Raw genomic sequence first — 12,720 nt, 5'->3', positions numbered from 1 at the left:
GGCAGTCCAGCACGTAATAGGGCAGATTACGCAGGCACCCTCAAGCCGGACGGGCAGCCCCAACAGAACAGGTTCTGCCCTGCCCGCCGATCAGGAGAAGCGGCCCAGGAGCTCCTCGGCGGCGGCGAAGCCGGCGACCACGTCGGCCGCCGTGCGCCGCTCGCGCACCATGCCCACGGCCTGCCCCGCGTAGATGCAGGCCGTGTCGAAGTCGCCTTCGGCCTGCGCCGCCGCCTGTCGGCCCGGGGCGTCGTCGTCCGCGGCCAGCTCGTCCTCCCGCCCGGCCCACCGGTCGAAGAACGCGTTGCGCAGCGCCCGCCCGCCGAACTCGGGCGGCCAGTCCAGGCGCTGGGCGATGTCGAAGACCCGCCCGTACGCGGTGCCCGTCTCCTCGGCCGCCAGCAGGCGCTCGGTGGCCGTCTCCGACAGGGCCGTCTCCGCGCACCCCATGAAGGCCGTCCCGACCCAGGCCCCGGCGGCGCCGGCGGCCAGCACGGCGGCGAGCCCGCGCGCGGTCGAGATGCCACCCGCCGCGAGCACGGGGACGCTCACCGCGTCGAGCACGCTCTGCAGCAGCGGCAGCGTGCCCACCGCGTCGCGCCCGTGACCGCCCGCCTCGGCCCCGCGCGCCACCACCGCGTCCACCCCGGCCTGCTCGGCGGCGCGGGCCTCGTCGGTCGTGCCCGCCTGGGTGACGACCGTGATGCCCGCCTGCCGGAGCTCCTCCACATAACGTGCGTACGGCCCGAAGCTCACGGAGACGATCGTGGGCCGGAGCTCGAGCACGGCGTTGAACTGGGCCGGGTTACCGGCCAGCGCCCAGGCCATGAGCCCGATCCCGTACGGACCGCCGCCCGCGACGGCGGCCTCCTTGGTGATCCACTCACCCGTGGCCGCGGCGGCGACCCCGATCATGCCGAGCGCGCCCGCCTCGGAGACGGCGGCGGCCAACCGGCCCGCGCCCACCCCCGCCATCGGCGCCCCCACCACGGGCACCGCCAGGCCGAACCGTTCGGTAAGCCATGTGCGCAAGGTCATCTCCCCACAGAAAACCCCTGTTGAGACCAGTCTTCCATGGCCTTCCCGACCCCCGGACCGGAAAATACAGCCGGATGACCGATGCGCTCGCGGCACACACCTGTGCATCCTGGTGGGGAACGGCTTTCGTTCCGCAGCGGAGAGGAGTCACGAGGGCGTAACGGGATCCCGGCCCCGAAGTGAGGGCCAGGCTTTCAGCCCCATGGGCTGAGGGCCCGCCGTTACCAGCACCAGCCAACAGCGACAAGGAGGTGACCCAGTTGGCTACGTTCCGCGTACGACAGAAGACCCACCAGGCTGTGCTTCCTCAGCAGTCTGCTCTGGAATTCAAGTCAGCAGACAACCCCGGGATCAGGGACGAAACGGGACTCGAACGCCGCCGCAAGGCGGTACCGGGCGTGGGACATGTGCGAGAGGAGACTGTCAGCGCTTCACCTGGCGCTGGCGGCGTCACCCCCGCGCCCGTACGGGCCGGGGAGGAGCCGCGTGAGCGGCACCCGTCCGTGTTCGTCCTCGACAAGCACGGACAGCCGTTGCAGCCGTGCACGCCCGCCAGAGCACGCAGGCTGTTGAAGTCCGGGCGGGCGGTGGTGGCTCGGCACACCCCGTTCGTCATCCGGATCAAGGACCGTAGCTCGGCCGACTCGCAGGTAGCCGGCGTGGAGCTGGGTATCGACCCCGGCTCGAAGCACACCGGCATCGCCGTGTTCACCGCCGTGGCGGGAGAGCGGCGCGGCCGGTTCGCCCTCCAACTCGACCATCGCGGCGCGCAGATCCGCAAGACGCTTCAGCAGCGTGCTGCCTACCGGCGCAGGCGCCGCTCGGCGAATCTGCGCTACCGGGCCCCGCGCTTCTTGAACCGGACTCGGACGGACGGGTGGCTAGCGCCGTCGCTGCGGCACCGCGTAGAGACCACGCTCTCGTGGGTGGACCGGCTCGCACGCTGGGCGCCGGTCCGGGCGGCGCACGTGGAGCGGGTCGCGTTCGACACCCACGCCCTGTCCGCGGGCCGCCCACTGGAGGGAGCGGAGTACCAGCATGGCACTCTGTATGGGTATGAGGTGCGCGAATACCTGCTGGTCAAGTGGGGCCGGGCCTGCGTCTACTGCGGCGCTACCGGGGCGCCGTTGAACATCGACCACATCCACCCCCGCTCGCGGGGTGGCTCGGACCGCATCTCCAACCTGGCCGTGGCCTGCATCGGCTGCAATCAGGCCAAGAACAACCAGCTGGTCGAGGAGTTCGTCACCAACCCACGCACGCTGGCCCGGATTCTGGCCCAGGCCAAGACGCCGCTGCGGGATGCCGCCGCAGTGCAGTCGGTGCGCTGGGCGCTGTGGCACGCTATCGAGGAGCGCCTACCTACCCACAGCGCGTCCGGCGGGCTCACGAAGTGGAACCGCACCCGGTACGGGCTACCCAAGTCCCACACGCTCGACGCTCTGGCGGTCGGCAAGCTCGCCGCCATTACCGAAACCGTCACCACTGTCCTTGTCGCCGGGTGCACAGGCCGCGGCAGCCACGCCCGCACCCGGACCGACGCCTACGGCTTCCCGCGGCTGCGTATGCCCAGGCGAAAGCAGTTCTTCGGCTATACCACCGGCGATCTCGTCCGCGCCATCGTCCCTACCGGCAAGAACACCGGAACCCACACCGGCCGGGTCGCCGTGCGCGCCAGAGGCAACTTCAACATCGCCACCGCCCACGGCACCGTCCAGGACGTCCATCACCGGCACGTCCGCCTGCTACAACGCGGCGACGGCTACGCATACGTCACCAAAATGGAGGAACCATGCGCACGACGTGCGTGAGGGCTGCCCTTCTCCGCAGGCCAGCCCTTGATAGGGCCCCGATTCCTCCCCGCCGTGAACGGCCGGGTTCCCCAGGAGGACTGTGATGGACAACGCGGCAGGCCGCCCGACCGTGATCTTGGACAATGGCGTGGTCGGCAGGGTCATGCTGGCACATCCCTCCAGGCGCGACCTCGTGCTCGTGCTCGGCATGGACGGCACCCTGCTCAGCTGCCAACTCGACGACATCGCCTGTGTGGTCGGGGGCAAGCCCCTCTGCCGCGACGGCTGACCGGCGGGCCGGAGGTTCTAGGCACCGGTCACGATGCCGCCGATCAGGCTCGCGGCCGCGAAGTCGTTGGTGAGCCGGTTCTTGGTGAGCGCGAACGCGGTGCCGGTCGCCGTGTCGGCCCAGGCCGCGCTGCCGCCCGCCCCGGGCACCCCGAACACCGTCGGGCTCGCCTCGGCGGTCGAGCCCGGGCCTCCGATGCCGTACCCGAGCCCCCAGGTCGTCGGCATGCCGAACACCTCGTCGAGCCCGCTGGAGGCCACCGCCGTCACCTCGCGCAGCCGGCCGGACGGGATCAGCCGCGTCCCGTCCACCTCGCCGAGCAGCGCGGCGTACATCCGCGCGATGGCCCGGGCCGAGGTCTTGCCGCCCGCGGGGATGTCGGAGGACAGGTAGTCGCCGCGGTTGCCCAGCTCGGCGGTCGGCATCAGCGTCATCGGCCCCGCCTTGAACATCGGCAGGTCCGCCGGCATCTCGCCCCACGCCGCCGGGTCCACCGGCGCGTCCTCCAGCCTGGCCAGCCGGTGGTGCTCGGTCTCCGGCATCCCGAAGTAGAGCTCGTCGGCCACGCCCAGCGGGCCCGCCACGTCCTCCAGCAGCACCTGCGAGATGGGCTTGCCGGTGACCCGCCGGACGATCTCGCCGACCAGGAACCCGAACGTGTACGCGTGGTAGCCCACCTTCGTGCCCGGCTCCCACCACAGCTCGGCGTCCTCCAGCGCGGCGACCATCTTGCCCCAGTCGCAGACGTCCTCAGGCGTGGTGTCGAGCGGCACCCCCGGCACGCCCGCCGTGTGCGACAGCACGTGGCGTACGGTCACGCCCTGCTTGCCGCGCCGCCCGAACTCTGGCCACAGCTCCGCCACCGGGGTGTCGTAACCGAACAGGCCCCGCTCGGCCAGCACATGGGCCACGGTCGCGGTGGCGCCCTTGCCGATCGAGAAGTTGTAGAAAGGCGTGTCAGCAGTGACAGGCCGCCCGGTCCCGGGGTCGGCCACGCCCGCCACCACATCCACGACCTGGACGCCGTCACGATAGACGGCCACCTGGAGCCCGCGCTCCGTGCCTGACTCGACGAGCCCGTCGGCGGCTTCCTGCACCTGCTGCTGAAGATCACTCATGTCCTGCTCTGTCCTTTTCATCGGTGGAACTAGACGGTACCGTACCCACATAAGTACGGAACTGTCTAGTACTGTGTTCTCGTCGACGGGCGAAGGGATGGGCATGGCACCGGAAGAGGACGGCCGCACGGCACGCAAGCGCAGGCAGATCATGGATGCGGCCCGGCCGGTGTTCCTGCGCAACGGCTACGTGGGCGCGAGCATGGACGAGGTGGCGGCGCTGGCGTCGGTCTCGAAGCAGACCGTCTACAAGCACTTCACCGACAAGGAGCAGCTGTTCACGAGCATCATCCTCGACACGACGACCCAGGTCGAAGGGCTGGCCAAGCTCATCACCGCGGCGCTCGACGACAGCGAGGACCTGGCGAAGGACCTGGGCGAGCTGGCCCGCCAGTTCCTCGGCGCGCTCATGCGGCCCGACGTGCTCCGCCTGCGCCGGCTGGTGATCGCCGAGGCCGACCGGTTCCCCGACCTCGGCCGCACCTGGTACCAGCAGGGCTTCGAGCGCTCGCTGGAGACCCTGGCCGCCGCCTTCGACCGCCTGGCCACCCGTGGCCTGCTCCGCCCGGACGACCCCGAGCTGATCGCCCAGCACTTCGTGGGCCTGCTGCTGTGGGTCCCGGTGAACAAGGTCATGTTCTGGGGCGGCGGCGACCACTACACCGAGGCCGACCTCGAACGGCTCTCCGAGTCCGCCGTCGCCGCGTTCCTGCGCGCGTACGGGGCCTCTCCGACCGGCAGGGCTAGGTCAGATATTTCCTGAGCCCGGCGGCCAGGGCGACGGCCATGCGCTCGCGGAAGCCGGGGTCGGACATCTTGGCCGCGTCGCCGCGGTTGCGCATGTTGCCGCACTCGATGAACACCGCGGGGCGCACGGAGAGGTTGAGCCCGCCCAGGTCGGTGCGGGTCTGCAGCCCGTCCACGCCGGTGTAGGTGGCGTACGGCAGGCCCGTGCCGTCCCGGTAGGCGTTCCTGATGTCCACCCCGAGGCGCCGGGACGGCTTGATGATCTGGTCGTTGTGCCCGGAGACCAGCCCCGGCATGATCACGTGGAAGCCGTGCCCGCTCGGCGCGGCGCCGTCGCCGTGGATCGACAGGACCGCGTCCGCCCTGGCCTCGTTGCCGATGGCGGCCCGCTCGGTGACGCACGGGCCGACGCCCTTGTCGTCGGGCCTGGTCAGCACGACCTTGGCGCCCATCTTCTCCAGGATCGGCCGGAGCCGGCCGGCGACGTCCCAGGTGAAGGCGTGTTCGGGGTATCCGGCGTTCGTCTGCGTGCCGGTCGTGTTGCAGGGCTTCCTGCCGGTGATGATGTCGACCTGGCGGTTGATCTCCGCGGGGTGCGCGGCGTTGCCGCCGTTGTGGCCGGGGTCGATCACCACGATCTTGCCCGAGAGCGCGCCTGCGGCCGGCGTCCGGCTGGCGGACGGCGCCGCGGGCAGTGCCGCCTCCTGCGAAACGGGCACGGCGGTGCCGCACGCCGTGGTCAGCGCTGCCAGCGTGACGACCGACACGAATCCGGTCCGGTACGCGCACATGATCCCGACCGTACCGGCTGCCGCAGGGCAAACCCAAGACCCGCCTGACCTGCGCGTTCGTGTCGCAGCACGGCTTTCCGGCACCCGAGAATTCCTCATTTTTTTATCTGGCACTTTACCCAAAATCACCATTTTCCGGACTTGGGGATAAATGGGCCTACCCGGGCGATCACGTTCTTGGTAGACATTTCCGCTGGCGGCCGAACGCCGCCGCCGAAAGCGGGTTGTCCTTTTAAGGCGATAGTGAGCGGACCGATTCAAGGTGCTTGCCGATGATTTCTTCCTCGTCTCATGGGACACGACCGGCACGGGCAAACCCCGCCTCCACGTGCAGGGCATCGCGCTCGGCCTGGCGGGTGCCCTGATCGGCGAACTCGTGCTGCACCAGAGGGTCGCCGTGCGCGGCGTGCGGCTCGACGTGATCGACTCCGAGGACGTCACGGACAAAGTGACCAATCGCGTGCTGGCCGATATCGGGGATTCGCCGCACCACACCGACGTGCGCACGTGGCTGGCGTATCTGGCGCAGCGCTCGGTCGATGACGTGGGCGCGCGGTTGGTCGACGCCGGACTGCTGGAGCGCGAGGCCCCCAAACTGCTCAGGCGCAAGCCGCCCCGGTTCTTCTCCACCGACTTCAGCAAGGCCATGTGGCCCGCGACCCGGCTGCGGCTGGCGCTGGTCCGGCACTGGCCGCTGTCGCCGCAGGACATGGCGCTGGCCACGCTGGTGGACGCGTGCGACATGACGGAAACTGTGCTCGACGATCCGGCCGACCGGCGGGTGGCCCGCCGGTACCTGACCACGCTGCCGACCTCGATGCCCCAGCCGCTGCGCGACCTGAGCCGCCAGGTGAGCGCCGCCGTCGGCGACGCCGTACTGACCTACCGCACCTGAACACCCCCCACCCCCGGAGGAATCCGATGCTTCCCGTGAAGTCCGGGCCCGACCTCGTCGCCGGCGCGCTCGCCGCCGACCGGCTCGGCGCGCCCTCGGTCGTCTACTTCGTGCTCTCCGCCGCGGCGCCGCTCACCGTCGTCGCGGGCGTGGTCACCACCGCGTACGCGGTCACCGGGATCACCGGGCTGCCCATCGCGTTCCTGGTGGTCGGGGTGGTGCTGGCGGTCTTCGCGGTCGGGTACGTGGCGATGGCCCGCCACATGGCCAACGCCGGAGCGTTCTACACCTACATCAGCCGCGGCCTGGGCCGGCCCGCGGGCATCGCGGCCGCCTGGGTGGCGCTCATCGCGTACAACGCGCTGCAGGTGGGCCTGTACGGCGCGTTCGGGACGGCGGCCACGCCGCTGCTGGAGCGCTGGCTGGGCCTCACGCCGCCCTGGTGGCTGGTCGCCCTGGTCGCGTGGGCGCTGGTCGCGGTCCTGGGCCTGATGCGGGTGGACGTGAACGGCCGCCTGCTGGCCGTGTTGCTGACCGCCGAGGTGGCGGTCATCCTGCTGTTCGACTTCGCGGACCTGGCCCACCCGGCGGCCTCCGGGTTCTCGATGGAGACGCTGTCGCCGGGCGCGCTGTTCGCGCCCGGTGTGGGGGCGCTGCTGGTGATCGCGACGCTGGGGTTCGTCGGATTCGAGTCGTCCGTGGTGTTCTCGGAGGAGAGCCGGGAGCCGCGCCGTACCGTCCCGCTGGCCACCTACTCGGCCGTGGCGATCATCGCGGCCGTGTACGCGCTGTCGTCATGGGCGATGACGGTCGCCACCGGGCCCGCGAACATCGTGGCCGTCGCGAACCGCGACCAGGCCGACACCATCTTCAAGCTGGCAGGGGCGCACCTGGGCGACGCAGTGGTGGACATCGCCAGGGTGCTCTTCGTGACCAGCCTGTTAGCGGCGATGATCTCGTTCCACAACACCACCGCCCGCTACTTCTTCGCGCTCGGGCGCGAGCGGGTGCTGCCGGCCGTCTTCGGCCGGACGCGGGCGCGCAGCGGAGCGCCCAAGGCGGGCTCGATCGCCCAGAGCGTGTTCGGGCTGGCGGTCATCCTGGTCTACGCGGCGCTCGGGCTCGACCCGCTGGTGCAGCTGTTCTTCTACGGCGGCTCGTTCGGCGGGTTCGGCGTGCTGCTGCTGATCTTCGTGACGTCCGTCGCGGTGATCGTCTTCTTCGCCAGGGAGCCAGGCGGGGAGACGCTCGCGCGGCGGGTGATCGCTCCGGTGCCCGCCGCGCTCGCGCTGGCCGTGATGGTCTGGCTGGCGGTGACGAACTTCGCGGCACTGCTCAACGTACCCGAGAGTGATCCGTTGACCTGGATTCTGCCCGGTGTTTACGGGGTAGCTGCGGTAATTGGGGTGATTTGGGCGTTCATCCTGCGTGCCGGACAACCCGCCGTTTACTCACTGGTCGGGATGGGCGCCAAGGCGGCGACCGCCCAGGACGGCAGCTGACAGAACGAGAGGAGCCTGGGCGATGAAACAGCAGACGTGGGCGATGCGGCCGGTCATCCGCCACGCGACGGCGGACGACGCGGGACGGGTGGCGGAGCTCATCGCGACCGCGTTCTCCGGGCTGAGGGCGGTGCACTATCTCGTGCCGGATCGCAGGGAGCGGCACCGGGTCATGACCGCCAACTTCCGGATCCTCGTCGACCACGCCGTCGAGCACGGGGAGATCCACCTCATCGACGACGGGCCCGCGGTGGCGGTCTGGTTCCCGCGCACCGCGCCGCTGCCCGAGCCGCCCGACTACGACCGCCGCCTGGCCGAGACGACGGGCGAATGGGTCGAGCGCTTCCGCGTGCTCGACGAGTTGTTCGAGGCGAACCATCCGGCGGAGCCGTACCACCATCTGGCCTTCCTGGCGGTCCACCCGGACCGTCAGAACGAGGGGCTCGGGTCGGCGCTGCTGCGCTACCAGCACGCCCGGTTGGGCGGCGTGCCCGCGTACCTGGAGGCCAGCGACCCGCGCAACCGCGACCTGTACGTGCGCCACGGCTACCGGCAGAGCGAGCCGTTCGCGCTGCCGGACGGGACCCTGTTCTGGCCGATGCGCCGCCCTGCCTGAAAGTTTCACAGTTTCCGCAGGCCGTTGACGGGACGGCGACGGGAAAGGAGGATCGGAGGGCTCCGATTGGGAGCGCTCCCAACCCTGAGGACCTCCATGACCCGAAGCCGGGCCGCCTTACTGGCCCTCCTCACCATGGTCGCCCTGTCCCCCGCCACGACGGCACTGGCGGACGAGGGACCCGAGCAGATCGTGAACGGCACCTTCGACTCCGGAACCGCCCCCTGGTGGAGCACCGGCAACACCACCCTCGCCATAGACGCGGGCCGGCTCTGCGCCGACATCCCCGGCGGCACCGCCAACCCGTGGGACGTGATCATCGGCCAGAACGACATCCCGCTGGTGGCGGGCGACACGTACGCGTACCGGTTCAGCGCCTCGGCGACCCCCGCCAAGGTCGGCAAGGCGCTGATCCAGCTCCCGGTGGACCCGTGGACGCAGTACCTGTCGGCGAACCCGGAGCTGAGCGTCTCGGGCAACGACCACTCCTACACGTTCACCGCCCCCGTGTCGCTGCCGAACTCCCAGGTCGTCTTCCAACTGGGCGGCAGCGCCGAGCCATGGAGGTTCTGCATGGACAACGTGTCGCTCAAAGGCGGCGCCGAACCCGAGGTGTACGAGCCCGACACGGGCCCGCGCGTCCGCGTGAACATGGTCGGCTACCTCCCCCAGGGCCCCAAGAACGCCACCGTGGTCACCGCCGCGACCACGGCCCTGGACTGGGAGCTCAAGAACGCCGACAAGCAGACGGTCGCCAAGGGCCGGACCACCCCCAGAGGCGTGGACGCCAGCTCCGGCCAGAACGTGCACACGCTCGACTTCGGCTCCTACCGCAAGCCCGGCAAGGACTACACGCTGACGGCCGACGGCGAGACGAGCCGGCCGTTCGACATCGCCGCGGACATCTACGACCAGCTGCCCACGGACGCGCTGAAGTTCTACTACACCCAGCGCAGCGGCATCGAGATCCTCGACAGCCTCAGGCCCGGCTACGGCCGGCCCGCCGGGCACGCCGGCGTCGCGCCGAACCAGGGCGACGCGAGCGTCCCCTGCCAGCCCGGCGTCTGCGACTACTCCCTCGACGTCAAGGGCGGCTGGTACGACGCCGGCGACCACGGCAAGTACGTCGTCAACGGCGGCATCTCGGTCTACCAGCTCATGGCCGCGTACGAGCGGGACAGGGCGGCCTTCAAGGACGGCCAGCTCGCCATCCCGGAGAGCGGCAACGGCAGGCCGGACATCCTGGACGAGGCCCGCTGGGAGCAGGAGTTCCTGCTGAGCATGCAGGTGCCGGAGGGCAAGCCGTTCGCGGGCATGGCCCACCACAAGATCCACGACCGGAGCTGGACGGGCCTGCCGCTGCTGCCGCACCTGGACCCGCAGCCGCGCGAGCTGCACCCCACCTCCACGGCCGCCACGCTCAACCTCGCGGCCACGGCGGCCCAGGCGGCCAGGCTGTTCGCGCCGTACGACCCGGCGTTCGCGGCCAGGAACCTCAAGGCCGCCCGCAGGGCGTGGGCCGCGGCCAAGGCCGACCCGGCCAGGTACGCCGACCCGAACGACGGCACCGGCGGCGGCGCCTACAACGACGCCGACGTGAGCGACGAGTTCTACTGGGCGGCGGCGGAGCTGTTCATCACGACGGGCGAGAAGGAGTTCAAGGACTTCGTGCTGGCCTCGCCGCACCACGCGGGCGACATCTGGCGTGACCGGGGCTTCGACTGGGGCAACACCGCCCAGCTCGGCCGCCTCGACCTGGCCACGGTGCCCAACGCGCTCCCCGACCGGGCACGGGTGCGGCAGTCCGTGGTCGAGGGGGCCGAGAAGTATCTGGCGGTCCAGCGGGCGCACCCGTACGGGCTGCCGTACAACCCGCCGGACTTCGACTGGGGCTCGAACAACCTGGTGCTGAACAACCTGGTCGTCCTGGCCACGGCGTACGACCTGACCGGCCACGAGAAGTACCGGGCGGCCGTGCGCGAGGGCATGGACTACATCCTCGGCCGCAACGCGCTCAACCAGTCGTACGTGACCGGCTACGGCGAGGTGGCCTCGCGCAACCAGCACAGCCGCTGGTACTCCCACCAGCTCGACCCGGCGCTGCCCAACCCGCCGCGCGGCACGCTGGCCGGCGGCCCGAACTCCGGCATCCAGGACCCGCTCGCGCAGCGGCTGCTGAAGGGCTGCAAGCCGCAGTTCTGCTACATCGACGACATCGAGTCGTGGGCGACGAACGAGCTGACCATCAACTGGAACTCCCCGCTGGCCTGGGTCTCCGCGTTCCTGGCCGACAAGAGCGGGCGGTCCGACTGCCGGGTGCGCTACACGGCGCACGGCTCGGGCCAGTTCACCGGCCAGATCGTGGTCGAGAACACCGGCAGGCAGACCGTGGACGGCTGGGCACTGCGCTGGTCCTTCCCGGGCGGCCAGCGCGTCCGGCAGGACTGGGGCGCGGCGCTGTCGCAGTCCGGCTCGGTGGTGACGGCCACGAGCTCCGGCAAGATCAAGCCGGGCAGGTCCGTGACGTTCGGCTTCGTGGCCACGAACCCCTCGGGCCCCAACCCGTCTCCCGAGGTCTTCCACCTGAACGGCGAGCGCTGCGGATGACCCCGCCCGTCCGGCGGCCTCTCCGCGAGAGGCCGCCGGACGTTGCGGACGCTCCGTTGAACGGAATAATCTGGGCCATGCCCAGGGGAACCTCAGAAGTCAGCGAGCCGATGTTCTTCGTGCTCGCCGCCCTACGCGTCGGCCCGCTGCACGGCCACGCGATCAGCAAGTCGATCAAAGAACTGTCGGGCGGCCGCGTCCAGCCGTCGGTCGGCACCCTCTACGGCATCCTGGAGCGCCTGAACGAGCGCGGCGTGATCACCGTGGACCGGGAGGAGACGGTCAACGGCCGGAACAGGCGCTACTTCCGGATCACCGACGAGGGACGGACCCTGGTCGAGGCCGAGGCCAGGCGCATGCAGGAGGCCGCCTCCCTCGTGCTGCGCCCCATCACATGACCGCCACCGTGCCCCAGCCCATGACGTCCCTCGAACGGCGTTACCGCCGGTTACTGCGGGCATACCCGAGGCAGTATCGCGCGGCGCACGGCGACGAGCTGGTCGACGTCCTGCTGGAGTCGGCCGGCCCCGGCAGGAACGTCCCGGTGCCCAAGGAGGCGTGGGGCCTGCTGGTGGGCGGCGTGCGCAGCCGCATCGTCCACCTGGCGACGGGCAGCGCGTGGGAGGACGGCCTGCACCTGGGCATCACGGCCGTGGCCGCCGCGAACCTGGCGGCGCTGCTCCCCTACGCGGGCGCGGTGCCGCTGTGGACGCTACTGTCGGCGCTCGCGCTGCTGGCCGTCCTGCGCGGACGGCTGCCGGTGGCATTCCCGCTCACGCTCGTCGCGGGCGTGAAGACGGTCGCGGTCGCGGGCGGCTGGCAGATGTTCGAGCCGACGCTGATGCCGGTGTACCCGTCGGTCCTCACCGGGCGTGCCCTGTTCCAGGACAGCAGCCCCTTCGCCGTGGCCTTCGGGTACGCGGTGGTGCTGCTCGGGCTGCTGGTGCTCATGGCGAGAAGGCGGGAGACGCCGCGGATCCGGTCATGGTGGTGGCCGGCGGCCGTGGTGGCCGTCGCGTGGGCGGGCCCATCATGGATGGAGGAGGGCACCTGGTACCCGCTCAGCCTGAGCCGGCTGGCGACGGAGGCGGCGGTGTTCGGGCTGGCCGTAGCGGGCTGCTACCTGGCGCGCGACCACCGGTGGGCGCTCGCGTCGGGCATCTACCTGCTGGTGAGATCGGTCGAGCTGTCCATGAACGCCGATTCCCTGACCAGGCAGCACCTGGCCTACTGGGGCGTGCTGGCCGTGCTGGTCCTCGGGGCCGCCTCCGTGCCGTTCCGGAGGCGGCGGCACTGTCTGGATTGACCATGCTCCGTTAAACGG

The 12,720-nt window shown here is 70.7% G+C and carries 12 protein-coding genes; 9 read left to right on the top strand and 3 right to left on the bottom strand.

From position 1 onward, the window contains the following. Positions 1–90: 90 nt before the first annotated feature. The gene (locus tag ACWDRB_RS25795) at positions 91–1,032 is read right to left on the bottom strand and encodes an NAD(P)H-dependent flavin oxidoreductase (protein WP_449897537.1); all 942 of its coding nucleotides are present in this window, start codon (positions 1,030–1,032) and stop codon (positions 91–93) included. Positions 1,033–1,445: 413 nt separating this feature from the next. Here ACWDRB_RS25795 and iscB point away from each other — a divergent pair, with 413 nt between their 5' ends. Further along, entirely contained in the window at positions 1,446–2,849 is a 1,404-nt protein-coding gene (gene iscB, locus ACWDRB_RS25790; RefSeq protein WP_449897534.1) for an RNA-guided endonuclease IscB, read from the top strand. 85 nt (positions 2,850–2,934) lie between these two features. Beyond that, a complete protein-coding gene (locus ACWDRB_RS25785) occupies positions 2,935–3,120 on the top strand; it encodes a hypothetical protein (protein WP_345000866.1) in 186 nt (61 codons plus the stop codon). Between the two features lie 17 nt (positions 3,121–3,137). Here the strand turns inward: ACWDRB_RS25785 and ACWDRB_RS25780 are convergent, their stop codons facing one another. Next, positions 3,138–4,238, bottom strand: coding sequence for a serine hydrolase domain-containing protein (locus ACWDRB_RS25780; RefSeq protein ID WP_449897531.1), 1,101 nt, complete (start codon positions 4,236–4,238; stop codon positions 3,138–3,140). 103 nt (positions 4,239–4,341) lie between these two features. On the opposite strand from ACWDRB_RS25780, the gene ACWDRB_RS25775 reads away from it, so the two are divergent. Beyond that, complete coding sequence (locus tag ACWDRB_RS25775) at positions 4,342–5,001, top strand: TetR/AcrR family transcriptional regulator (RefSeq protein WP_350723546.1); 660 nt, start codon at positions 4,342–4,344, stop codon at positions 4,999–5,001. On the opposite strand, the gene ACWDRB_RS25770 is transcribed toward ACWDRB_RS25775, so the two are convergent. Beyond that, complete coding sequence (locus ACWDRB_RS25770) at positions 4,982–5,776, bottom strand: N-acetylmuramoyl-L-alanine amidase (RefSeq protein WP_449897528.1); 795 nt, start codon at positions 5,774–5,776, stop codon at positions 4,982–4,984. The genes ACWDRB_RS25775 and ACWDRB_RS25770 overlap by 20 nt on opposite strands. Positions 5,777–6,038: 262 nt before the next feature. On the opposite strand from ACWDRB_RS25770, the gene ACWDRB_RS25765 reads away from it, so the two are divergent. The 6 genes from ACWDRB_RS25765 (at position 6,039) to ACWDRB_RS25740 (ending at position 12,702) form a co-directional block, all read left to right on the top strand. Then, a complete protein-coding gene (locus ACWDRB_RS25765; protein ID WP_449897525.1) occupies positions 6,039–6,671 on the top strand; it encodes a GOLPH3/VPS74 family protein in 633 nt (210 codons plus the stop codon). Positions 6,672–6,697: 26 nt separating this feature from the next. After that, positions 6,698–8,173: an APC family permease gene (locus ACWDRB_RS25760; RefSeq protein WP_449897523.1), complete on the top strand. Its 1,476-nt coding sequence runs from the start codon at positions 6,698–6,700 to the stop codon at positions 8,171–8,173. Positions 8,174–8,195: 22 nt separating this feature from the next. Further along, positions 8,196–8,789 carry a GNAT family N-acetyltransferase gene (locus ACWDRB_RS25755; RefSeq protein ID WP_449897520.1) on the top strand — a complete coding sequence of 198 codons (594 nt, stop codon included), beginning with the start codon at positions 8,196–8,198 and terminating at the stop codon, positions 8,787–8,789. A gap of 96 nt (positions 8,790–8,885) precedes the next feature. Then, complete coding sequence (locus ACWDRB_RS25750; protein ID WP_449897517.1) at positions 8,886–11,396, top strand: glycoside hydrolase family 9 protein; 2,511 nt, start codon at positions 8,886–8,888, stop codon at positions 11,394–11,396. A 77-nt stretch (positions 11,397–11,473) separates the two neighbouring features. Beyond that, positions 11,474–11,794: a PadR family transcriptional regulator gene (locus ACWDRB_RS25745; RefSeq protein WP_449897514.1), complete on the top strand. Its 321-nt coding sequence runs from the start codon at positions 11,474–11,476 to the stop codon at positions 11,792–11,794. Continuing rightward, positions 11,791–12,702 (top strand): hypothetical protein, encoded by a 912-nt coding sequence (locus tag ACWDRB_RS25740; RefSeq protein WP_449897512.1) that lies wholly within the window; start codon positions 11,791–11,793, stop codon positions 12,700–12,702. The genes ACWDRB_RS25745 and ACWDRB_RS25740 overlap by 4 nt, the downstream gene beginning before the upstream one ends. Positions 12,703–12,720: the final 18 nt, after the last annotated feature.

It is taken from the genome of Nonomuraea sp. NPDC003707 (genome assembly GCF_053587055.1).
Note: the sequence above shows the minus strand (reverse complement) of the source record. Positions and strands in the feature narration are given on the sequence as shown.

Coding starts and splice junctions, on each gene's coding strand:
- ACWDRB_RS25760 (WP_449897523.1), top strand. CDS start 6,698: ATGCTTCCCGTGAAGTCCGGGCCCGACCTCGTCGCCGGCGCGCTCGCC.
- ACWDRB_RS25750 (WP_449897517.1), top strand. CDS start 8,886: ATGACCCGAAGCCGGGCCGCCTTACTGGCCCTCCTCACCATGGTCGCC.
- ACWDRB_RS25770 (WP_449897528.1), bottom strand. CDS start 5,776: ATGTGCGCGTACCGGACCGGATTCGTGTCGGTCGTCACGCTGGCAGCG.
- ACWDRB_RS25780 (WP_449897531.1), bottom strand. CDS start 4,238: ATGAGTGATCTTCAGCAGCAGGTGCAGGAAGCCGCCGACGGGCTCGTC.
- ACWDRB_RS25755 (WP_449897520.1), top strand. CDS start 8,196: ATGAAACAGCAGACGTGGGCGATGCGGCCGGTCATCCGCCACGCGACG.
- ACWDRB_RS25785 (WP_345000866.1), top strand. CDS start 2,935: ATGGACAACGCGGCAGGCCGCCCGACCGTGATCTTGGACAATGGCGTG.
- ACWDRB_RS25740 (WP_449897512.1), top strand. CDS start 11,791: ATGACCGCCACCGTGCCCCAGCCCATGACGTCCCTCGAACGGCGTTAC.
- ACWDRB_RS25775 (WP_350723546.1), top strand. CDS start 4,342: ATGGCACCGGAAGAGGACGGCCGCACGGCACGCAAGCGCAGGCAGATC.
- ACWDRB_RS25745 (WP_449897514.1), top strand. CDS start 11,474: ATGCCCAGGGGAACCTCAGAAGTCAGCGAGCCGATGTTCTTCGTGCTC.